A 22,153-nucleotide genomic window follows, 5' to 3' on the forward strand; every position below is an offset into this window, starting at 1 on the left:
CTTGTAGGCATGGAAGCTGTTCCGCACGCCGTTCCCCTGCCCCTCGCTTTTGCCGACGGCGTGTTCCCGGCCGGCTGCCCCAGCAGGTCCCTGCTGGACCACATCACCAGCAAGTGGGGCGTCCTGATCCTGATCGCCCTGTCCGAAGGTGAGCAGCGCTGGAGTGATTTGCGGCGGCGGGCCGAGGGCATCAGCGAGAAGATGCTGGCACAGACCTTGAAGACGCTCGAGCGGGACGGCCTTGTCAGCAGGAACGCCCAGCCGGTCATTCCGCCCCGGGTGGACTACAGCCTCACCGAGCGGGGCTATGAGTTGAGCGGGCTCCTGGTGCCGTTGGTGGCGTGGGCATTCGAGAACGCCGAGGACATCATCAACGGAAGCCGCTGATGCATTCGGGGCCGCCGCAGGATGCGCCGGGCGGCCCGTAAGTAGTCCCAGCCGCGCGAAACAAGTACTTGTTACTGGTGTTGCTGATGTGAATAGCGCCTAGCGTGGGCGTACGGTGGCGGCCCGAACGGGAGGACCATCCTCTGCTGGGAGCGTTTCGCCGACCAACACCGTTAGCGGGCGGCCGGTTGCCGCCTGAAGGAGTGGGTCACATGGCCAAGGGCTACGTACAGGACCTTTCCGGCATGGGCCGGCCCGTCAGCCTGGGCGATGCCCTCACGAAAGTATGGCACCGGACCATGGGGGCGGTCAGCCCGCGGTGCCCGTACCGGGTGGGCGACACCGTAATTGGCGACGACCCCTTCAACGGCAGGCGCGAAGGGGTCGTCGTATGGCAAGACCGCCGGTCGGTGGGACTGAAAACCACCTACGGGGTGTACTTCTATGACCACAGGGTGGTCAAACCGCTGGACTAGCGGGGAGCTACCGCGCGGACCAGCCACCGTCCATGGTGTAGCTGGCACCCGTAACCATGCCGGCACTCTCTGATGCCAGCCACGCCACCAGGGACGCCACTTCATCCGGCTCCACCAGGCGCTTGATGGCCGATTCGGTGAGCATCACCTTGGCCAGGACCTCAGACTCGTCGATCCCGTGCACCTGGGCCTGGTCCGCAATCTGCTTCTCCACCAGCGGTGTGCGCACGTAGCCCGGGTTCACGCAGTTGGAGGTAACCCCGTGCTCCCCGCCTTCCAGCGCCGTCACCTTGCTCAGCCCTTCCAGGCCGTGCTTGGCAGATACATATGCGCTCTTGAACGGGGAGGCCCGGATACCGTGCACCGAGGACACGTTGATGATGCGGCCAAACTTGTTGGCGTACATGTGCGGCAGTGCGGCACGGACCAGCAGGAACGGCGCCTCCAGCATCAGGGTGATGATCCTGCGGAAGTCCGCCGGATCGAAGTCCTCAATGGGATTGATGCGCTGGATTCCAGCGTTGTTCACCAGGATGTCCACATCGAGGTTGAGGGTGGCCAGGGCATCCACGTCCAGGAGGTCTACGGCCCACGCGGTGCCGCCCACCTCGTCGGCGAGCTTGGCAGCTGCGGCGGAGTCGACGTCGGCCACCACCACTTTCGCCCCTTGGGCCGCGAGGGCACGCACGCATGCGGCTCCGATTCCGCTGGCACCGCCGGTGACCAGCGCCTTGCGTCCATTCAACGTGTTATCCATTGCAGTTCTCCTTCATCCGCCCAAACGGTCCAACGGCTCCAACGGCTCCAACGGCTCCAGCAGCTTAGCGGCGGCCGGCCGGAAGCAGTCCTTCGCGGGTGGCGTCTTCCTTGTCCACGTCCTCCAGGGCGATCCCCTTGGTTTCCTTCAGGCTCAGCACGGCCACCGTGGTGATGGCGCAGGCGATGACCAGGTAGATGGCCGTCGGCAGCCATGAGCCGGTGTCCTTCAGCCACTGGGTGGCCAGGAGCGGCGCCAGTGAGCCGGCAAAGATGGACGTGACCTGCGAGCCGAGGGACGCGCCGGAGTACCGCATGCGGGTGGGGAACATTTCCGCCATGATGGCCGGCTGTCCGGCGTACATCAGGCCGTGCAGGCACAGGCCGATAGTGACGGCGAGGACAATGACCACGGCGTTGCGGGTATCGAACATGGGGAAGGCGAAGAACGGCCAGGTGGCACCGAGGATGGCGCCGGCCAGGTAGACGGGCTTGCGGCCGATCCGGTCCGCCAGGCGGCCGTACTGCGGGATGATCGCGAAGTGGATGACGTGCGCGATCAGCAGTGCCAGCAGCAGCGACGAGGTGTCGTACTTGTGCACGCTCTTGAGGTAGACGATCGCGAAGCTGACAACCAGGTAGTACATGATGTTTTCCGCGAACCGCAGGCCCATGGCCTGGAAGATGCCCTTGGGGTACTTGCGGACAACTTCGAACACGCCATAGCTGACGGCCTGTTCCTTCTCCACCAGTTCTTTGGCTTCGAGGAAGATGGGTGACTCGCTGACGTTGGTGCGGATGTAGTAGCCCACAAAGACGATCACTGCGGAGAGCCAGAAGGCCACGCGCCAGCCCCAGCCGAGGAACGCCTCGCTGCTAAGGGTGGTGGACATGATGTAGAGCACCAGGGTGGCCAGCAGATTGCCCACCGGGACCGCGGCCTGGGGCCAGCTGGACCAGAAGGCGCGGGTCTTGTTCGGGCTGTGTTCGGCCACGAGGAGGACGGCGCCGCCCCATTCACCGCCGAGTGCGAAGCCCTGGATGAACCGGAGCGCCACCAGCAGGGCGGGGGCCAGGTATCCGATGTCGGCGAAGCCGGGGAGGCAGCCCATCAGGAAGGTGGACACGCCGATGATGACGATCGTCAGCTGCAGAGTGGGCTTGCGGCCGAGCTTGTCGCCGATCTGGCCGAAGACGATGCCGCCCAGCGGCCGGGCAATGAAGCCCACCGCGTAGGTCAGGAAGGCTTGGATGATTCCGTCCAGGTCATTGCCGGTAGACGGGAAGAAGTACTTGCCAAAGACCAAGGTGGCGGCGGTGGCGTACAAGAAGAACTCGTACCACTCCACCACCGTCCCCACCATGGAGGCGGCAACGATTTTCTTCAGTCCCGATCCTTTGGGTGCATACCTGGCTTCGTTTGCCTGGCTGTGCTCAACGCTCATGGTTCTCCTCAGTGTCCACATTGACACGTGCTGTGATCTCCAGCACAAGTGACTCAGATGAGTATTACTGCACAAACTTTTGCAGTTCAATGCCCAAAGAGGCACCCGGCATGTGCACAATTGCAGATATGAACGCGCACCCCGACGACCTGCTGATCCTCCTGGCGGTGTCCCGCTCAGCAAAATTCACGACGGCGGCCCAAGCCCTCGGTTTGAACCACACCACCGTCTCGCGCAGGATCGCCGCACTGGAGAAATCGCTCGGCGGCAGGGTGCTGTCCCGCGCCTCCGGCGGCTGGGAACTCACGGAACTGGGCGAACGGGCGGTGCACGCGGCGGAACAGGTCGAAGCGGTGCTGGGCACGCTGGGACCGGCCGGCCAGGCACCCGACCCGATTACCGGCGTCGTCCGCATGACTGCTACCGACGGCTTTAGTGCCTACATTGCGGCCCCGGCTGTGGCTCGGCTGCGCCGGGACCATCCGGGCCTGAGCGTGGAGGTGGTGACCATGACCCGCCGGGCACTGCAGCAGCGCTCCGGGCTGGACATCGAGGTGGTGGTGGGCGAGCCGCAGGTACACCGCGCGGAGGCCGTCCGGTTGGGCGAATACCGGCTGGGAATGTACGCCTCCCGCGCTTACCTCGCCGAACACGGCGTCCCGGCCACCGTGGCGGAACTTAATGAGCATCCCCTGGTCTATTTCGTGGATTCGATGCTCCAGGTGGACGATCTCGATGCGCCGCGGCGGCTGGTTCCGGCCATGCGCGAGGGCCTGACCTCCACGAACGTGTTCGTCCATGTGGAGGCCACCCGGGCCGGCGCCGGCGTCGGATTCCTGCCGTGCTTCATGGGCGATCTCCATGACGACCTGGTCCGGCTGTTGCCCGATCAAATCGGTGAGCTGCTGCCTTACTGGATGGTCCTGCGCCCGGACTCGCTCCGCCGGCCGGCCGTGGCCGCCGTCGTGCAGGCCCTTCGCGAGCGGATGGACGAGCACCGCGGCGCCCTCCTGGGCCGCTGAAGACGATAACTACGTGGGCCCACGCCCGCCGGGTTCCCTGGCCGAGCTTGCGAGGTTAGGGTGCGGGTGGGGAGGGTCGTGGCGGACCGGTGCCCCGGCGGCGAAGGCCCGGACCTGGGCGTCATCCCAGAGATGGGCGGGGACGGCACCGCCCAGGAGCCGGCGCCGCAGCTGGGGATCGCCGCCGAACGGCACGTCGCTGCCGGCCATGACCATGTTGCCGTAGCGCCGGCCCTTCAGCATGGCGGGGTCGGCAATGATCACCGTGTGTTTGAAGGCTGCGGCGATGGTGGCGGCATCCTCCCGCGCGTTCTTGAGGTCGGGCGCGTCCCCCGAGTTGGCCACGTACAGGCCGCCCGGAGCCAGGACCCGCTTGGCGTGGGCGGTGAATTCGGCGGTGGTAAGCGGCCGTGGGGTGAAGGCCCCGGCGAAGACATCGCGGATGATGAAGTCCCGGGTGTGCTCCGTGAGGGTTTCGGTCACGGCCCGGGCCTCCCCCACCCGAATACGGAGCAGGGGTGCCTTGGGAAGGTCGAACCAGCCGCGCACGTATTCGGCGAGCTTGCCGTCCAGTTCCACCACCACCTGCCGGGCGTCGGGGTAGGCGGCGGAGAAATAGCGCGCCATGGAGCACGCGCCTCCGCCCAGGTGCAGGCCGCGGAGCTTGTGCGCGGTCCCGCCAGGAGCTGCGGCCGTGGAGGACGGCGGCCAGCGGGACTCAATGAGCGCCGCCATCCAGCGCATGTACTCAAAGTCCAGGAACAGGGGGTCGGCGAGGTCGATGTGCGAGCTCATGACACCGTTAATCTTCAGCAGCCACCCGGTGGAGTTGTCCTGGTCCGCGATCAGCTCGCAGTCCCCGGTGTCAATGTAATACACGCCTTCCACGGGACCGTCCGGCGCCGCACCCTTCGGCACCTCCACCACGCCTGCTCCGGACCGGCCGCGGCCTCCCGGCTTTGCACGTTTGGCCATTACCGGCGCCCGCCTTCAGTCATGGTTCAACCCTAGTTGCTTGGCACTGCCCCTTCACCGTCCCGGATCCGGTTCACCACGGCGGTGGTGGACCGTTCGGCCACGTAGTCGAGAATGGCAACACGGCCGCCGCACTCCTCCACCGCTGGAGTTTCCGCCAGCATCCCGGGCGTGTAGTCACCTCCCTTGGCGTACACTTCCGGCCGCAGGCGCCGGATCAGCGGGACGGCTGTTGGCGTATCGAACACCGTCACGTAGTCCACGCAGCTCAGCGCGGCCACCACGGCGGCCCGGTCGGCCACGCTGTTGATGGGCCTGCCCGCGCCCTTGAGGCGGCGCACGGATTCGTCGCTGTTGAGCGCCACCACCAGGATGTCGCCCAGCTGCTTGGCCTGGTTAAGGTAGCGGGTGTGGCCGCTGTGCAGTACGTCGAAACAGCCATTCGTCAGCACGATCCGCTGGCCCTGGGCCCGGTGCAGCTCCAGCTGCCGCTCCAACTCGTCCTCACCCAGCGCCGCATCCGCGAACGCCTTGAGGTACCGGCTGAGCTGGGCGGTGCTGCACACCGACGTTCCGGGCTGGTGGACCACGACGTCGGCAGCGGACTGGGCGAGGTCCAGGCTGGCCGTCAGCGGCAGCCCGGCCGCGCGGGCCAACGTCAGGGCTGCGACGAACGTATCGCCCGCCCCGGATGCCTGCTTCTCGGCTGCCGGCCGGGCCCAGGTCCGGTGACTGACGCCGTCGCCGGTCAACAGGACGGTGCCGTCCCGGTCCAGGGTCACTACTACCCCGCCGGAACCGGTCCTTTCCAGGAGCACGGCCGACTCCGCCGCCACGGCGTCCACCCTGCCCTGGCCCTCCGGCAGCTTCCGGTCCAGCAGGCGCGCCGCCTCCTGTGCATTCGGCGTCACCAGGTCAGGCTGTAGAGCGGCCCAAGGGCGGGGATCGTGGGCGTCCACCACCACCAGCGGGCGGTCGGCGCGCCCCGCGCGCCTTCCCAGCGCATCTGCCAGCGCCGGGCGGACCGGGCCCGCCACCACGCCGGTGCCGTAGTCGCACACCAGCACGGCATCCTGGCGTTCGACGGCGGCACGCACCGAGGCGGCGAGCGCGGCGATGGCGTCGTCCGGGACAGTCCGGGCCGAGTCGTCGAGGCGCAGCATCACCTGGCCGCCGCTGCTGATCCTGATCTTGGTGGTGGTGACCATGTCCGGATGGACGTGGAGGTGCCGGACGTCGATGCCGGCCGCGGCAAGTTGGCTGCGCAGGCGCTCTCCGGCGTCGTCGGCCCCGATAATTCCGGCCACGGATACCCTGGCGCCCAGGGCGGCCAGGTTCATGGCCGTATTCGCTGCTCCGCCCGGAACCGATTCGCGGGTCCGGATATCCACCACGGGCGCGGGGGCTTCCCGGCAGAGCCGTTCGATGCTGCCGTTCCACCAGCCGTCCAGGATTACGTCGCCGATGACCAGGATGGGCGGCTGTTCGGCAGCAAGCCTGCCGGGCAGCCACTCGGACAGCGCCCGCTGGGTGGAGAGGTCGGACGGTTCCCGGAATCCGTTCATGGCCGGTCCCGTTCAGCAGCGGCTGACGGTGGCGCGGCGATGTGCACCACTTTGACCTGCGTGAACTCGTCCAGCAGTTCCGGGCCGTAGCCAAATCCGTGGCCGCTCCCGCCGCGCGGCTGGGCGGCACCTCCGGGAGCACCGCCGAATACCTCGTTGACTTTCACGGTTCCCACCGGCAGTGCCGCGACCGCCTGCTGGATGTGCGCAAGGTTGGCGCTCAGGACTGTGGCCGCGAGGCCGTACTTGCCGCTGCACGCAAGGCGCAGGCCGTCGTCGAACGATTCGACTACCTGCACCGGGGCCACCGGGCCGAACGTCTCCTCCGTCATCACCTGCATATCGTCGGTGCAGTCGAGCAGGACGGTGGCGGGGTAGAAGGAGCCCGGCCCGTCCGGAAGGTCTCCACCCTCCACGGCCCGGGCGCCCTGGGCCAGGGCGCCGAACACGTGTGCGTGAACGCCCTCACGCATCCGCTGGTCCACGAGCGGCGCCACGGTGCCGTTGCCGTTCCGGAGCGCGGCCTCGGCTTCCAGGGCACTGCAGAACTGGTCGGCGATGTCCTTGTGGACGTAGATACGCTCCACGGCCGTGCAGATCTGGCCGCTGTTGCTGAAGGCGCCGATCGCAGCCTGTTCGGCCGCCCAGGCCGGGTCGACGTCGCGGTCCACCAGCAGTGGATCGTTCCCGCCGTTTTCCCGGATGACGTGCGCCCCGGTCAGTGCGCCGGCCCTGGCGATCCGGGCGCCGGAAGCGCTGGAGCCCACATGGGCGATCACGTCCACATCGGCCTGGGCGAGCAGCGCGCCCACCCCGGCGCCACCGGAGATGGTGAGGAAGACGCCGGGCGGGAAGGCCGGCGCGAGCACTTCGCCCAGCGCTTCCCCCAGGCGCGGGCAGCGTTCACTGGGTTTGTGCACGACGGCGTTTCCGGTCACCAGGGCGGCGCCGATCAGGCCGCAGGCGACTGCCACGGGGTCGTTCCAGGGCGTGAGGAGGACTGCAACGCCGCGCGGTTCGGCCACGGTGTAATCGGTGGCCAGCCGGTTGCCCCGCAGGCTGTGGCCGCGGTGGACGGGGGCCAGCTCCGCGTACTGCTCCAAAGTGGAGACGGCGGCGGAAATGCCGGCCAGGGCCTCGTCCACCGGGCGGCCGGTTTCGCTGGCGTTAAGCCCGGCGAGTTCCTGGGCGGCGGCCTCGAGCGCCTTGGCGGCGGCGCGGAGCGCGGCGCCCCGCTCAGCTGGAGCAGCAGCTGCCCATCCGGGGGCCGCGCTGCGGGCCACGGTGATGGCATGGTCTACTTCCTCCGGCCCCGCTTCGGGCACCGTCCAGAGCACCTCACCGGTACGGGGATCCTGGATGGTGATGCCGGCGCCCCCGGTGGTTTCGCTGCCCGGGGTTGTTTCGGTGGCTGTGGTGGACATGGTGTTCCTCCCGCCTTTCAGTGTGAATGGATCGGTGCTGGTGGTCCCGCGTGCGGCTTACCGTCTCCGGTGCCGGCTTAGGGCCAGGAGCCTTGCTTCCTCATGGCAGATCAGCATTTCGCGGACCTCGCAGCCGGGGGGCTGGTTCAGCGCGAACAGGATGGCCTGCGCCGTGTTCCCGGGGTCGTTGAGCCTGGAGTCATCCTGCGGCTTGTACTGTTCGGCACGGTCATCGAAGAACCGGGTCTTCATGCCGCCGGGGATCATGGTGGTGACGCCGATTTCACCGCCGGTTTCGGCTGCCAGCGCGTGGCTGAATCCCACCACGCCGAACTTGGACGCGCAGTATGCGGTGGCATCGGCCACGGCGCGCTTGCCCAGGGTGGAGGCCACGGTAACCACGCGGCCGTGGGTTTCCTTGAGGTAGGGCAGCGCGGCGCGGACCACGGAAACCGTGCCCATCAGGTTGACGCCGATGACCTTTTCCCACTCGGTTGCGTCGACGTCGGCAAGCTTGCCGCACCGGTCAATTCCGGCAGCCGTGACCACGGCGTCCAGGCCGCCCAGGGTCTCGGCGGCTTCCCGCACGGCGTGCTCCACGGCGGCCCGGTCCGCCACATCCACTTCGAAGGCTTTCACCCCGGAGACGCTGCTGATGTCGCGGTCCAGGACCACCGGGGTGCCGCCGGCCCGCAGGACGGCGTCGACGACGGCGGCCCCCAGGCCGGATGCCCCGCCAGTGACCAGGACGCGGCCGGGCGCAGCGGCAGTTGCTGTTGATTCTGCAGACATGGTGTTCCTTTCAATAGGGAAAACAAGTCAATAAGGAGAGCAGGGAGCCCGGTCAGCCCACCTTGGCGAGCGCGTCCGCGAGGCCGGTGGTGGAGCGGGCGGGATGGAACGGGACGGTGAGGCACCGGCCGCCCCAGCTTTCCACGAGGTCGGCCTCGGGCAGCCTGGCCCCCTTGTAGTCGCCGCCCTTGACCCAGATGTCGGGGCGGAGCCGGTCCAGCGCGGCGTCGGGGGTGTCCTCGTCGAAGACCATTACCGCGTCCACGCATTCCATGGCCAGGAGCAGCTCCGCCCTGTCGTGCTGGTTGATGATGGGACGTTCCGGGCCTTTGAGCCGCCGCACCGAGTCATCGGAGTTGAGGCAGACGATCAGGCACTCCCCCAGTTCCCTGGCGGCTTTGAGGGACCGGACGTGGCCGGCATGCAGGAGATCGAAACAGCCGCCGGTGGCCACCACGGTTCCACCCGTTTCCCGGATGGCGCGGACCAGCAGCAAGGGTTCGGTGAGCCGGTCGACACCGGCAAGCGGTCCGGTCCTTTCCCCGCCACGGCCACCCGGGGCGGTATCGGTCAGCGCCGCCACTCCCCCCGCGGCCAGGAAGTCCGCCGCATCGTGGACGGCCAAGGCGGCCGCATCCGGCAGGTCGCGGCCGGCCAGGAGGTGCACGGCCAGGCTGGCGGCGAGGCGGTCGCCGGCTCCGCAGGGATCTCCGGCTTCCACCCTGGGCGCGGGAACATTCCGGGGGGAATGGTCGCCCTGCCGCAGCAAGAGAGCCCCCTCCTCGCCCTGGGTCACCAGGACGGCACGGCTGCCCCAGCGCTGCAGCAGGATTCCGGCAGCATCCGCGGCCGGGTCCCCTGGGCCGGGGCCGTCCATTGCCCCGCCCGCGGACCGCGCCGCCTTGGTGGCTTCGGCCATGTTGGGCGTCACCACCGCCACGCCGGGGACCGGGTCCGGACCTGCGGGGTGTGGATCCCAGACGATGGGGACGTGCCCGGCGAGGCTGGCCAGCAGCTTCCGCAGCCCGGGATTGGCCGCCAGCCCCCTCCCGTAATCGGCCACAATGATCACCCCGGCATTTTCCACGGCCCGGAGCATGGCGGGCGTGACGTCCGGGACCGGTGTTTTTTCGCAGCCCTGGTCGAAGCGGACCACAGGATGGGAGCCGGCCCGGACCCTGGTCTTGACCGGCGACGGGTATCCCGTGTCCCCCGCCACCAGGCGCACTCCGGCGAGCTGCGCACGGACCTGGCGTCCGGCGTCGTCATCTCCCAGCATTGTCACCAGGGTGACCGGCCAGCCGTCCTGGGCCAGCATCCGTGCCACCAGACCGGCGCCGCCGGCCCGGTGCCGCACGCTGGAAACATCAACCACGGGCACGGGCGCGTCCGGGCTCAACCGGGTGGCTTCTCCGGCCAGGTCCACGTCCAACATCACGTCTCCCACCACCACAATCCTCATGGCCTGCCTCCTCCTGGCTTGCCTGGAACAGCGTGCGGTGTGCGCCGGTGCACCTCCAGGTCAAATGCGCGGCATACCGCGTGCAGGGCAATCAGGTGCCCCTCCTGGGCGTTGGCGTTCGGGGCGTCGATCATGACGGCCTCGTCGCAGGCGAGCGCCAAGGGGTTGGGCCCGGGGCCGGTCATAGCCCAGGTGGCCATGTTGAGCCGGCCGGCCGCTTCGGCGGCCCGCAGCAGGTTGGGGCTCTTGCCGCTGGTGGACAAGAGCATCAGCACGTCGCCGGAACGGCCATGTGCGCGCACCTGCCGGGCAAAAACGTCGTCGTAACCGTAGTCATTGGCGATAGCGGTCACGGCGGACGATTCGGCGTGGAGGGAGATCGCCGAGAACGGCACCCGCTCACCATCGAACCGGCCCACCAGTTCGGCCGTCAGGTGCTGCGCCTCCGCGGCGGAACCGCCGTTGCCCGCGGCGAGGAGCCGGTGGCCCCGGAGCAGGCGCTGCGCAAGCTCCACGCCCCAGGCGGCAAGCCGCCCGGACTGCCCGCGGAGCGACTCCAGCGCCGGAACCACGTTGTCCAGGTGGGCACGGACGACGTCGGCACTGGCCGGATCGGTGAACCTGGCACCAGGGAGCACGGCGGGCAGGGTGGGCGTTGTCAGGGTGCGAAGGTCGGCTTCGCGCAGGGACCATTCGGCAGTCACAGGGCCGCTCCTTCCATCGGTACCGCCCCGGCCGGTGCACCGGCGAGGGCTCCGGCCATGGCCAGCTGGTATGCCTTTTCGGTTTCCGCTGCCACCCGGTCCCAGGAGTACCGGGTGCGGGCCCGCCGTTCCCCGGCCTGGCCGAGTTTTGTCCTGAGGGCGGGGTTTTCCAGCAGCAGTGACAGGGCCGATGCAATGGCCTCCGGGTCACGGGGCGGAACGTGCAGCCCGGTGGAGTGGTCCACCACGGTGTCCCGCAGGCCGCCCACGGCGGCGGCCACCACGGGAACGCCGCATGCCATGGCCTCGAGCGGCACAATGCCGAACGGTTCGTACCAGGGCGCACAGACCACGGCATCGGCGCTGCGGAAGATCGCGGGCATCTCGCCCCGGGGCACCTGCCCCTGCAGGTTCACCTGCCCCGACACACCCAGTTCGGCCGCCAGCTTCAGCAGGCGGCGGACTTCCGGGTCGGCGTGCAAAACCTGCGTTTCCGCGCCGCCGCCCACGATCAGGAGTTCGACGTCGTCGAATCCCGCCGCGTTCAAGTACGGCAGCGAACGGATCACCAGGTCCACGCCCTTGCGCGGCACCAGCCGCCCCACCGACAGGATGCGGTAGCGGCGCTTCCGGCCCGCCACCGGGCCGCCGGGTGAAAAGAATCCGAGGTCCACCCCGCAGGGGGCAATGGAGATCTTGCCCGTGGCGATGCCCATGGCCTTGAGCTCGAAGACCTCGTCGGAACAGGTGGCAATGATGCGGTCCGCCGACCTGCCTACCCCGGGCTCGAGCCAGGCGCGTTCCTCCGGGCTGGTGTCCTCGGCACCCTGGTGCCGGCGCTTGACGGTGCCCAGCGCGTGGAACGTCTGCAGCATCGGCACCCGGCAGCCGGCGTCGGGGCGCCTGGCCGCGTCCAGGGCAGCGAGACCTGACATCCAAAAGTGGCCGTGCACCACATCCGGCGGCCGCTGGCCCCAGTCCCTTGCCACGCCATCGGCCAGCTGGCCCATGAACGGCAGCAGTTCGTCCTTGGGGACGTGGCAGGCGGGTCCGGCGTCCACATGGACCACCTCGAAACGGCGCCCCACCCGGACCCGTTCGGGAAGCTCCGTTGAATCCCTTCGGGTATAGACCGTGACGTGATGGCCCCGCTTGGCCAGGGCTTCGGACAGTGCGGCAACGTGGACGTTCTGGCCACCGGCATCCACCCCGCCCAGTGCCGCCAGCGGGCTGGCATGTTCGGAAATCATGGCGATCTTCATGGCGTATTCCTCTCCCGGGCCGGAACGAGGATCGGCTCGTCCGGCCGTTCGTTGACGGAGTACCGGGGCCGGCTGCGCAGGTCCGCCAGGAGCTCATCCCAGCGGTCCTGAAACCTGCCCAGGCCGTAACGTTCCCGCGCGGCCTCGCGGGCGGCAACTCCCCGCCGTCGGGCCTCATCCGGGTTCGCGACCAGCCGCGCCGCAGAGCTGAGAAGCTCGTCGACGTCGGCGGAAACGGCGCCGGCTTCCGGCGGCACCGCCCGCGGCGCTTCGGTGGCGGCAAGCACCACCACCGGCATACCCAGGTGCATGGCTTCCAGGAGCGACAAGCCCAGGGAAGTCCACCGCATCGGGTGAATGTAGACCCGGCAACGGGCCAGTTCCCGGTGCAGGTCCCGGGTCTTCAGATCGCCCCGGGCCGCCAACCGGGACGGGTCGATTCCGGTGGCGGCTGCCAGCCCGCCGGTCTTCATGCCGAACACCTGCAAGGGTGCCACGGAGGCGAAGGCAGGCAAGAGGTCCGTACCCGTGACGCGGCCCCGGCGGACCGGCTCGTTGACCACCACTCCCAGTTCGGGAAGTTCACCGGTGTAGAGCCGGCCCGGGTCCGGGATGCCGTGCTCGATCACGGTGGTGGGTGCGGAGCCGTTGTCCCACGCCAGCCGGTTGAAGTGGGTCACGTGGACAACCGGGATGCGGCTTTGATCCGCAAGCGGGTGGCTGACGTACGGGAAGTTGCCTTTGGGCGTGTTGTGCTCCACGAAGACGGCAGGAAGGTCGACGCCGGGTACCCGGCCAAGGGTACGGACCACTTCGTCGATTTCTTCCGGCCGTTGGAGGACGACGGCGTCCACGGCGTCGGCGTCGAGCGTTGCCAGGTCCACCTCCCGCACTGATTCCGGCCAGTCCCTGCCGGCGCGGCCCAGCCCCCAGGCCCCGCCTTCGGGCAGGACGGGAATCAGGTACTGGTGGCGGCCGCGGACAAAGGCGTCAGTCCAGGAACCGTGGACGTGCCAGAGCAGGATTCTCATCGGTTGCGGGCCTTTCTACGGGTGCTGACATGGGTGCTGAAGGAGCTCACTCCGCTCATGAGGCGTTCAACGGCGGCAACTACTTCCTCGGGTGACACCGAGTCGAGGCACGGGTGCCCCGGGACCGGGCAGACCCGGGCACGGGTCATCCGGCAGGGGGCGTTCTGGTCACCGAGGAGCTCAAGTGGAACGCCGTAGGGGGCCCAACGGACGGCCGGGACAACGGGGGAAAAGAGGCATGCCACCGGTGTGCCCACGGCGGCGGCGAGGTGGCCGGGGCCGGTATTGCCCGTGACCACCGCCTCGGCGCCCGCCATCACGCCGGCCAGGGTGGGAAGGTCGGTGCGTCCGCCCAGGTCCAGCGCCGAGGGGCCGGCCACGGTGGCGGTCAATGATTTCTCGCCGGGCCCACCCGTCACCACCACCCGGTACCCGGCTCCCTCGAGGAGTTCGACGGCGGCCGCGTGGTGCAACGGAGGCCATGCCCGCGCGGGGACAGCCGCCCCGGGATGGACCACCACGTAGGGCCCGTCGCCCACCAGGTCGGTGACGTCGGGGACGTGGTTGAGTTGCAGTTTTCCGTCGTCACCGTCCGGCAGTCGAAAGCCCGCGGCCTCGGCAATCCCCAGCGCCCGTTCGGCTTCGGGCTGGTCTTCGGGAAAGTCTTCGCCCGGTTTGAGCCGGACATCCAGCAGGGAGCCGGCGTAATCGGTGGATGCACCGGTGATCCGTTCCACGCCTGCCAGGCGGAGCAGCAGTGCCAGCGGAAGGGGCGACTGGTGGAAGGACGTGAGGATGACGGCTTCGGTGATCCTGGAGTTCCGGACGTACTCGATGAGCCTGTCGGCGTGGGGGCCAGTCATTTTCGGCGCCGGGTTCATGATCCACGCGCTGTCCCAGGTGTACACCTCTGCTGCGCCGGGCAGCATTCCGGCTGCCGCCTCTCCTTGCCGCCCGCACAGCATGACCACGTGGTTCGGGCCGCCGTCCCGGTCACGGCCACGGGCAACCGCCCGGACGGCGGGACCGGCCAGCAGGACATCGCCCATGCTGTCGAGCCGGGCCACCAGGACGTGTCCCATCAGTGCATCCCCTGCAGCATGCCGACGGCGGTCGCCAAGTCGGAGGCGACCAGCCGCGCCGCGGCCACTTCCTCGGCCCGTGTCACGGGCGTGGGAACCAGCACGCCGGTGGCTCCGGCCGCCTCGGCGGCACCAACGTCGGCGCCGATGTCACCGATGAGGGCAGCCTCGGATTCGTCGATGCCCAGTTTTCGGCAGGCGCTGTGGATCATCCCAGGCGCGGGCTTGCGGCAAATGCAGCCGTCCTGCTCGGCGTGGGGGCACACTTCCCAGACATCGAAGGGGCCCAGCAGTTCTTCCACCCGGGCATTGACCCTTGCAACGTCATCGGCGGTGATGAGGCCGCGGGCGATGCCCGACTGGTTGGTGATGACGCCTGTGGCAATGCCGTCCGCACGGAGGCCGTCCAGCACTGCCTTGGCGCCCGCGACGGGCCGCACCCTGCCGGGGTCCCCGTTGTAGGGCACATCGACCACCAGCGTCCCGTCCCGGTCGAACAGGACAACACGGGGCCCGGAGGTTTCAGAGCTTTCCATGACCAATCAGTTCCCTCCCATGGGCGGCGCTAAACACGCGCACAAGTATGGTGGCGGGTGTTTTTTGGGGTGCGTCTAAACCGTCGAGGCGCGGACAACGCCACCGCGGCAACACTTCCCGGGGCCGCCTGGCGTTACCTTGCAGCGCGCCGCAGGCCCGGGTAAGTGGCGCCCGGCGTCTTTCGGGGACAGTTCCGGACGCTACCTTGACCTTGTGCCGGCGGGGCAGCCGGAACCCGTGCTGGACGCACCTGGATGGAGCGCGTGCCGGGTCCGCGGGAACGACTGGACTTGACCTGCCGTACGGTCGGCCCGTGGGTCTCGCACCGCCGTCGAGGTTCCGGCATCTTCCGGCCGGCCGGCACCGGCGCTTGCCTCCAGCCGCCGCTGCAATTCCACCAGGACCTTCGCCAGGCGCCGCGACACCTGCATCTGGGACATCCCCAGCCGCTTGCCCAACTGGACTTGTGTTTCCTCACAGAAGTAGCGGCGGTACAGAAGCTCACGGTCGGAGTCGTCCAGGTCCTGCATTGCTTCACGCAGGCAGGCAAGCTCTTCAAGGCGCTCCAGCGGCGTGTCGGGGCAGGCGAGGATGTCGCCGATTGACGGGGCGTCCGAGTTTGGGTTCACGGCGTCGAGCGAGTCCGGATGCATGCTGCTGGATGCCGAGATGGCTTCCTGCACCTCGGCCGGGTCCGTTCCCAGTTCCCCGGCCAACTCGGCCACGCTTGGGTTCCTGCCCAGCGACTGGGTCAACTCCGGCTCCGCCCGGTACAGCCGGGTCCTGAGGTCCTGGATATGCCGTGGCGGACGGACCACCCACGTCCGGTCCCGAAGGTACCGCTTGAGCTCCCCGGTGATGGTGGGGGCCGCATAGGCCGGGAAACTCTCGCCCTTTGCCTGGTCGAATCCGCGCGCGGCTTTGACCAGGCCAAGATAGGCCACCTGGTTGAGGTCCGCCCGCTCCCGGCCGCGGGCCTCGAAGCGGCCGGCCAGGGCCTCGGCGAGGTCCAGGTATCTCAGGACCAGGTCATTGGCGAACGTCTCGCGCAACCGTCCCGAGGGGGCGGGAGACTGTTGTTGTTGCGCCGTTTCCGGTGCTGGAAAATTCTCATGTGCGGCATCCACGGCGAGCGCGGCAAAGGATTCGGGCATGATTCTGGTTTCCCTGGTTCTGGTTCCGAAAGCCTGCGGCAAGACTTAGAAGTAGGAAATCATAAGGCTGCTTATAAAACAATCCTTCTCCGTTGTAGGCTCTCCGATGACCGGACATCGCAGACTACTGCCAAGGGAGTCCTCCTATGCGCATTGCCATTACCGGGGCCAGCGGAAACGCCGGAACAGCACTGTTGCGAAGACTGCATGCGCAGCTCGCCATGAAGCCCGGCAGCCTGGAGCTGGTTGGAATCAGCCGCAGGCTGCCCGACACCTCGTTGGAGCCCTACCGGGGCGTTCAGTGGCACACGCTGGACGTGGGACTGGACCAGCACAGGCCGCTGCTCGAGGAGGCGTTCGCCGGGGTGGATGCGGTAGTCCACCTGGCATGGCAAATCCAGCCAAACCACGACCTCGCCCTCCTGCACCGCACCAATGTCACGGGCACCCGGAATGTCCTCGAAGCAGCCGCGAGGGCGGGCGCCAAGCAGGTTGTCTGCGCATCCTCGGTAGGCGGCTACAGCCAGGCGGGCAAAGACCAACGCAGGGATGAGTCGTGGCCGGCGAAGGGAATTGCCGGCTCACACTACAGCCGGCACAAAGCGGAGCAGGAAAGGCTGCTGGACGGATTCGCGGCAAGGCAACCAGGGATTGCGGTGGCACGCCTGCGGCCGGCCCTGATTTTCCAAGGGGGTGCCGGAAATGAAATCGGCCGTTATTTCCTCGGCCGGATCCTTTCGCGGTTTGTGCCGGGAAAACCTTGGATTCCACTGCTGCCGGTTCCGGACGAGCTGGTATTCCAGGCCGTCCATGCGGATGACGTTGCAGATGCCTACTGGAGGGTGGTGGACCAGCGTGCCAGTGGTGCGTTCAATATCGCGGCCGAGCCGGCCCTGGGCCCGCAGGAACTGGCGCGCATCCTGGGGGCCAAGAGAATTCTTCCCATCCCGCTGCGGCTCCTGCATGCAGTGGTGGACCTGACATGGCGGGCACGCCTCCAACCCACAGATGCAGGATGGGTGGCGATGGCCGCGGGTGCACCCATCATGGACACCGACCGGGCGCGGCGCATTTTGGGATGGGAACCGAAAGTGTCGTCGATTGAAGCAGTCAAGGAACTCATCGCCGGGCTGGGAGCGGGGGAAGGCGTCAACCCTTCCCCCGTCCTCAAACCGCGGCGCACGCCATAACGCCGAGTGCATCAAAGACGGCCAAGGGCCCGGCTGCGGAACAGCCGGGCCCTTGGCCTGGAGGGCAGCTCTAGATGCCTGTGCGCGGTTCCCTATCGTCGTGGACAGCACGCCCCGTGTCGGCTGCACCTGCAGCATCGCCCCGGTCGTCTTCGATCGGAGCTTCGCCGCGGCTGGCTTCCCGGCGCGCGCCGGCATTGTGCCCGACGTCGGCCGCGTCGCCTTCCCTGCGCCCCGGCTCCCGGGCCGCATCCTGGGCAGGAACTGCGGACTCCGCCACCCGGCCATCACGGACGCCCTGGAGGTCGCGGTTGCCGGCCTGGGCCTGCGCCTGCCGGTCCTCATACGCCTCGCGCACGCCGCGGCGGGTACCATCGCGCCCGACGTCGGGATCAAGTTCGTCCGCCTTCCGGGTATGGCCGGCAACGTCACTCCGGAGGGACTGGGCTTCCCGGCTGCGCTCCTCGGCTTCCTGCCGCAACCGCGCCGCGTCCACCTGGGCCTGCTCGGCGTCGGCACGCGCCCGGATGGCTTTGGCTTCCCGTTCGCGGGCGTCGAGTTCCATATTTTCAGCCTGATGGCGGATCTCTGCCGCTTTCTCGCGGTGCTCCTGGTCGCGCTTCTCCTGCATTGCCTTCCGGCGCCTTCCGCCGGAGAGGAACAGCAGCACAATCACCGCCACTACGACGACGGCAATCACTACCCATACCCATGGAGCTGTGTCCACGTTTCCCACCACTTTCCACTTCGTTGTGACCGGGGAGGCCGGAGCCATTCCGGCTGGCATCTTTCCTCGAACGGTTATAACCCAACTAGCAAGGGTACTTACTTTTCATTAGTAACCATGCTTATTATTTTACGGCCAGTATCGCTGGTTCGTGATCAATAACCAGCCTTCTTGGGAAAGGGAGAGCGAAGATGACAGAGAGCCAATGGCCCGAGGACCCCGCAAACACGGTTCCTCCGGCAAATACAGGAATCCCCGGCGAGCGCGAGCCCGCCACCTTCCCGTCCCCGGGCAGCCAGTATGGCAGTGAAGCTGGAACCGGGTACGCACCCTCCGACTACGAACAAACCAGTGTCGTTCCGGGCTCTGCCGGAGCCGGCACCGGCACTGCGTCTTCGCGCACGGATGCCGCCAAGGATGAAGCGGCTGATGTAGCCCGGACTGCGGCCGACTCCGCGCAAAACGTGGCCCAGACGGCAAAGGAAGAGGCCGCCAACGTGGCCTCTGAGGCAAAGTCCAATGCGCAGGACCTGCTGTACCAGGCGAAGTCCGGCCTGACCAGCGAGGCCGCAACGCAGCAGCAAAAGGCTGCAGAAGGCATCCGCAACATCTCCGGCCAGCTGCACAGCATGGCCAGCGCGCCGGACCAGCAGGGCATGGCCAGTGACTTGGTCCGGCAGGCAGCCGAGCGCACGTCCTCGATCGCCACTTGGCTGGAAAACCGGGAACCGGGAGACCTCCTGAACGAGGTACAGCGGTTCGCCCGCAACCGGCCCGGCACATTCTTGCTTCTGGCCGCCGGCGCGGGTGTCCTTGCCGGACGCCTTACCCGGGGCCTCACAGCGGGCGCGCCGGAGTCCAGCAGCTCAACCGGTTCCGGTGCTGCCGGCCTCTCCGGCCAGCCCTCCGGAAACGGATACCCAGGAGCCGGATACGCGGACCGGTACAGCCAGCCACCCGTCGCCGGCGGAACAGTGCCTCCGCCGCCCGTCCAGTTGCCAGGGCCGGCTACTACCACCGCCGGATACGACGGCGGTGCCCCCGGCAGCAGCTACCCCGAGCCCACTTCCACGGCCAGCGGCCTCGACAGCCCGCAACTGGTGGAGGAGCCCTGGTCCGGAAACCAGGAATCGGACGACCCCCTGCGGGACCGTGCCTTTGAGGACGATCCCATGGCAGATGACCCCCTCACCCGGGACCGCTCCAGGGGCGGCCAGGCTGGCGGCCTGTGATGAGCAGCCAGATTCCTGAGCCGCCGCCAAGTGCGGCGCACGTCAAAGCGGACAACGCCTCCATCGGGGAGTTGCTTGGCGATGTGACCCGTGACTTGTCCACCCTGATGCGCCAGGAGGTGGAGCTGGCCAAGGCCGAGCTGAAACAGTCCGCCACCAAAGCAGGGAAGGGATCCGGCATGCTGGCCGGCGCCGGGGTGGGCGGACACTTCGTCCTGCTCTTCCTCTCACTGGCCCTGATGTTCGCCCTCGGCGCCATCATGCCGCTGGGGTGGTCCGCACTGATCACCGCCGTGGTCTGGGCCCTCATCGCCGCGGTCCTCGCCTCCATTGGCCGCAAGGAACTCAAGCAAATCAAGGGCCTGCCGCAAACCGGCGAAACCCTCTCAGAAATACCCCCAACCCTCAAACCAGGTGAGGTAAACCGATGAGCGAAAACCCTGACGTCATCCGCGCAGACATCGAAGCCACCCGGGCACGCCTGGGAACCAACGTGGACGCCGTGGCCGATAAAGTCACCCCGTCCAACATCGTCCACCGCCAAACCGACAAGCTCAAGGACGCGGCGACCGGGATGAAGGAGAAAATCATGGGTGCATCTGACACCGCCACCAGCAACATCCACAACACCTCAGGCGCCGCCTCGGACAACCTGCACCAGGCTACCGACACCGTCTCGGCGAAGCTTTCCGACGCCGGCCATGCCGTTTCCCAAGCCCCGGACCAAGTGAAAGCCAAGACCGCGGGCAACCCGTTGGCCGCCGGCCTCATCGCGTTCGGGGCGGGCCTCCTGGTCTCCTCCCTGATCCCGCCAAGCCAGAAGGAACGGGAAGCCGCAGACCAGCTCAAAACGGCAGCCCAACCGTTGGCCACGGAACTCACCGATGCCGCCAAGAATGTGGCCCAGGACCTCAAGGCACCGGCCCAGGAAGCCATGGAGAACGTCAAGGCCACTGCCACTGACGCCGCCCAAAACGTCAAAGCAGAGGGACAGCACGCCGCCGACGACGTCAAGGACCGTGCCACGGATGCCAAAGACAACGTCCAGAACGCATAACGCGTCGCGATCTGCCGCACGCTAAGGCAACACCCATGTCGACAGGCCGGCACCGCAATCCGCGGGGCCGGCCTGTTCTCTTGGCCCCCGATCGAGAGGACCCCCCCATGGCCACTCACAACACATCCGAGACCAGCACCGCGAAGGCGGCCCAGGCTCCCGACCCGAACGATGCAAGGAAACCCGGAAGCCCCCGGGACCTGGAGAAGCCGGCCTGGAAATACATCACCAGGAAGACACTCCGGGAGTTCAGCAAAGACCAGTGCCCGGACCTGGCCGCCGCCCTGACCTATTACGCCGTTCTCTCCCTCTTCCCGGCCCTGCTGGCACTCGTCTCACTTCTGGGCCTATTCGGTGATCCGCAGAAGACCACCAACGCCTTGTTGGAGATCGTGCGCGGCTTCGCCCCTGCAGAAACCGTCAATACCATCAGCGGCCCGGTCGCGGAACTGACCAGCGCCCCTGCCGCCGGCTTCACGCTGGTGATCGGCCTCCTCACCGCTCTCTGGTCCGCGTCCGGATATGTGGGGGCTTTTGGCCGGGCCATGAACCGCATCTATGAGGTGGACGAGGGCCGTGCGTTCGTGAAGCTCCGTGGGACCATGCTAGGCGTCACGCTCCTTGCCGTGGTCATCGTGGCACTGCTCGCCGGCATGCTTGTCCTCAGCGGGCCGGTTTCCGAGGCCGTCGGCGGACTGATCGGCCTCAGCGGAGCTTTCCTCGCGGTGTGGAACATCGCCAAGTGGCCAGTGATGCTGATCCTGATCATCGCCATCATCGCTGTCCTCTACTACGCCACGCCCAACGTGAAGCAGCCCAAGTTCCGCTGGATGAGCATGGGCTCCGCCATCGCCTTGGTCGTCTTCCTGCTCGCTTCGCTGGGCTTCGGCTTCTACGTGGGGAACTTCGGCAACTACAACAAGACGTATGGCGCCCTCGGCAGCGTGATCATCATGCTCTTGTGGCTTTGGATCCTGAACATGTCGCTTCTGTTCGGTGCCGAATTCGATGCGGAGGTGGAGCGCGGCCGCGAGCTCCAGGCAGGCATCAAGGCAGAGGAAACCATCCAGTTGCCGCCGCGGGACACAAAAAAGAGCGAGAAGCTGCAGCAGCAGATCGACAAAGACGTCAAACACGGCCGGGAACTCCGGGAGAAGCACGGCCAGGAAGACGAGGACGCGCAGCAACCCGGCGAACGGCACCGCGACAGGATTCGCGAGAAAGTCCGGAACCGAGCCGAAAATGAGGAATCCGACGGCGGAGGCCAGCGAAGCGACGACGCGTAGCAGGCGGACGGGGCCCGGCCTGGCGGGACTAGGCAGGACGTTCGAGAAGGAGGAAAATCCATAGTGAAGGTCCTGTTGAGGTTTCCCGGGCTGTGCCAGTCCGGGGCGAGGCGGGGCCGGCGGTGAGATGGCCTCTTCTGAGACCGAGGCCAGTCCCCCCAGTCGCCGTCGGCCCCCTCAGGTGACCCTCTCCTTGGCGTGACTGGACAAGCAGCGTCCACTGCAATAGTTTCGTGAGTACCTTGCCGGGTCCCTTCTGGACTCGGCACGGCCGCTGAAGCAGACGGCGGCAACAAGGTCGAACCCAGATGAGCGAACATGACTGCTACCCATTTTGACCAGTTCTTTGCCGAAGCAGTTGTCCCGGACCGTGAGCCCGGACTGGGCCTCGGACGCGACGAGCTGTTCGGCCTTTACACGAGCTGGTGCCTGCTGCACAACGCTGAGCCAAAGTCCCCGGCCGCCCTGTGGGAGGCCCTCCAGCACGCGGGCATCGATCCCGACAACAACAACCTGTCCATGACCGGACCTGCGGCGGCGGACTACATCGTGGCCAGCGCCCCGGACCTGGTGTGACCGACGGGCGC

22 protein-coding genes and 1 pseudogene are annotated in these 22,153 nt (G+C 67.6%); 9 read left to right on the plus strand and 14 right to left on the minus strand.

Annotated elements, in window-relative coordinates; all coding sequences use genetic code 11:
* The first annotated feature begins 9 nt into the window (after positions 1-9).
* Positions 10-387 carry a helix-turn-helix domain-containing protein gene (locus tag QF050_RS01300; RefSeq protein WP_308928795.1) on the plus strand — a complete coding sequence of 126 codons (378 nt, stop codon included), beginning with the start codon at positions 10-12 and terminating at the stop codon, positions 385-387.
* A 212-nt stretch (positions 388-599) separates the two neighbouring features.
* A complete protein-coding gene (locus tag QF050_RS01305) occupies positions 600-863 on the plus strand; it encodes a hypothetical protein (protein WP_308928796.1) in 264 nt (87 codons plus the stop codon).
* Between the two features lie 7 nt (positions 864-870).
* Here QF050_RS01305 and QF050_RS01310 read toward each other — a convergent pair whose 3' ends face one another.
* A complete protein-coding gene (locus tag QF050_RS01310) occupies positions 871-1,620 on the minus strand; it encodes a 3-hydroxybutyrate dehydrogenase (RefSeq protein ID WP_308928797.1) in 750 nt (249 codons plus the stop codon).
* Positions 1,621-1,684: 64 nt separating this feature from the next.
* The gene (locus QF050_RS01315; RefSeq protein ID WP_308928798.1) at positions 1,685-3,064 is read right to left on the minus strand and encodes an MFS transporter; all 1,380 of its coding nucleotides are present in this window, start codon (positions 3,062-3,064) and stop codon (positions 1,685-1,687) included.
* A gap of 128 nt (positions 3,065-3,192) precedes the next feature.
* Here QF050_RS01315 and QF050_RS01320 point away from each other — a divergent pair, with 128 nt between their 5' ends.
* Positions 3,193-4,086, plus strand: coding sequence for a LysR family transcriptional regulator (locus tag QF050_RS01320; RefSeq protein ID WP_308928799.1), 894 nt, complete (start codon positions 3,193-3,195; stop codon positions 4,084-4,086).
* A 9-nt stretch (positions 4,087-4,095) separates the two neighbouring features.
* Here the strand turns inward: QF050_RS01320 and QF050_RS01325 are convergent, their stop codons facing one another.
* From QF050_RS01325 to QF050_RS01375, 11 genes and pseudogenes are all read right to left on the minus strand, one after another.
* On the minus strand, positions 4,096-5,061 hold the full coding sequence (locus QF050_RS01325; protein ID WP_308928800.1) for a fused MFS/spermidine synthase: 966 nt from the start codon (positions 5,059-5,061) through the stop codon (positions 4,096-4,098).
* A 32-nt stretch (positions 5,062-5,093) separates the two neighbouring features.
* Positions 5,094-6,626 (minus strand): D-glycero-beta-D-manno-heptose 1-phosphate adenylyltransferase, encoded by a 1,533-nt coding sequence (rfaE2, locus tag QF050_RS01330; RefSeq protein WP_308928801.1) that lies wholly within the window; start codon positions 6,624-6,626, stop codon positions 5,094-5,096.
* On the minus strand, positions 6,623-8,050 hold the full coding sequence (locus QF050_RS01335) for an aldehyde dehydrogenase family protein (protein ID WP_308928802.1): 1,428 nt from the start codon (positions 8,048-8,050) through the stop codon (positions 6,623-6,625). The genes rfaE2 and QF050_RS01335 overlap by 4 nt, the downstream gene beginning before the upstream one ends.
* Positions 8,051-8,127: 77 nt before the next feature.
* Positions 8,128-8,842, minus strand: a pseudogene (locus QF050_RS01340) (SDR family oxidoreductase).
* A 52-nt stretch (positions 8,843-8,894) separates the two neighbouring features.
* Positions 8,895-10,304, minus strand: coding sequence for a PfkB family carbohydrate kinase (locus QF050_RS01345; protein WP_308928803.1), 1,410 nt, complete (start codon positions 10,302-10,304; stop codon positions 8,895-8,897).
* Positions 10,301-11,008, minus strand: a complete 708-nt coding sequence (locus QF050_RS01350) for an SIS domain-containing protein (RefSeq protein ID WP_308928804.1) — start codon at positions 11,006-11,008, stop codon at positions 10,301-10,303. The genes QF050_RS01345 and QF050_RS01350 overlap by 4 nt, the downstream gene beginning before the upstream one ends.
* Positions 11,005-12,270: a glycosyltransferase gene (locus QF050_RS01355; protein WP_308928805.1), complete on the minus strand. Its 1,266-nt coding sequence runs from the start codon at positions 12,268-12,270 to the stop codon at positions 11,005-11,007. Before QF050_RS01355 ends, QF050_RS01350 begins: the two co-directional genes overlap by 4 nt.
* Positions 12,267-13,301 carry a glycosyltransferase gene (locus tag QF050_RS01360; protein ID WP_308928806.1) on the minus strand — a complete coding sequence of 345 codons (1,035 nt, stop codon included), beginning with the start codon at positions 13,299-13,301 and terminating at the stop codon, positions 12,267-12,269. Before QF050_RS01360 ends, QF050_RS01355 begins: the two co-directional genes overlap by 4 nt.
* Complete coding sequence (locus tag QF050_RS01365; protein WP_308928807.1) at positions 13,298-14,383, minus strand: glycosyltransferase family 9 protein; 1,086 nt, start codon at positions 14,381-14,383, stop codon at positions 13,298-13,300. Before QF050_RS01365 ends, QF050_RS01360 begins: the two co-directional genes overlap by 4 nt.
* The gene (locus QF050_RS01370; RefSeq protein WP_308928808.1) at positions 14,383-14,919 is read right to left on the minus strand and encodes an HAD family hydrolase; all 537 of its coding nucleotides are present in this window, start codon (positions 14,917-14,919) and stop codon (positions 14,383-14,385) included. The genes QF050_RS01365 and QF050_RS01370 overlap by 1 nt, the downstream gene beginning before the upstream one ends.
* Positions 14,920-15,120: 201 nt before the next feature.
* Entirely contained in the window at positions 15,121-16,074 is a 954-nt protein-coding gene (locus tag QF050_RS01375) for a sigma-70 family RNA polymerase sigma factor (RefSeq protein ID WP_308928809.1), read from the minus strand.
* A 146-nt stretch (positions 16,075-16,220) separates the two neighbouring features.
* On the opposite strand from QF050_RS01375, the gene QF050_RS01380 reads away from it, so the two are divergent.
* Positions 16,221-17,264, plus strand: coding sequence for an NAD-dependent epimerase/dehydratase family protein (locus QF050_RS01380; protein WP_308928810.1), 1,044 nt, complete (start codon positions 16,221-16,223; stop codon positions 17,262-17,264).
* Positions 17,265-17,334: 70 nt separating this feature from the next.
* Here the strand turns inward: QF050_RS01380 and QF050_RS01385 are convergent, their stop codons facing one another.
* On the minus strand, positions 17,335-17,991 hold the full coding sequence (locus tag QF050_RS01385; RefSeq protein ID WP_308928811.1) for a hypothetical protein: 657 nt from the start codon (positions 17,989-17,991) through the stop codon (positions 17,335-17,337).
* Positions 17,992-18,182: 191 nt separating this feature from the next.
* Between QF050_RS01385 and QF050_RS01390 the strand changes: the two genes are divergently transcribed.
* From QF050_RS01390 to QF050_RS01410, 5 genes are all read left to right on the plus strand, one after another.
* A complete protein-coding gene (locus QF050_RS01390; protein ID WP_308928812.1) occupies positions 18,183-19,223 on the plus strand; it encodes a hypothetical protein in 1,041 nt (346 codons plus the stop codon).
* Complete coding sequence (locus tag QF050_RS01395; protein WP_308928813.1) at positions 19,223-19,654, plus strand: phage holin family protein; 432 nt, start codon at positions 19,223-19,225, stop codon at positions 19,652-19,654. The genes QF050_RS01390 and QF050_RS01395 overlap by 1 nt, the downstream gene beginning before the upstream one ends.
* Complete coding sequence (locus QF050_RS01400) at positions 19,651-20,280, plus strand: DUF3618 domain-containing protein (RefSeq protein ID WP_308928814.1); 630 nt, start codon at positions 19,651-19,653, stop codon at positions 20,278-20,280. The genes QF050_RS01395 and QF050_RS01400 overlap by 4 nt, the downstream gene beginning before the upstream one ends.
* Before the next feature lie 107 nt (positions 20,281-20,387).
* Positions 20,388-21,566, plus strand: a complete 1,179-nt coding sequence (locus tag QF050_RS01405) for a YhjD/YihY/BrkB family envelope integrity protein (protein ID WP_308928815.1) — start codon at positions 20,388-20,390, stop codon at positions 21,564-21,566.
* A gap of 318 nt (positions 21,567-21,884) precedes the next feature.
* Complete coding sequence (locus tag QF050_RS01410; protein WP_308928816.1) at positions 21,885-22,142, plus strand: hypothetical protein; 258 nt, start codon at positions 21,885-21,887, stop codon at positions 22,140-22,142.
* Positions 22,143-22,153: the final 11 nt, after the last annotated feature.

It is taken from the genome of Arthrobacter sp. SLBN-112 (assembly GCF_030944625.1).
Lineage (GTDB): Bacteria > Actinomycetota > Actinomycetes > Actinomycetales > Micrococcaceae > Arthrobacter.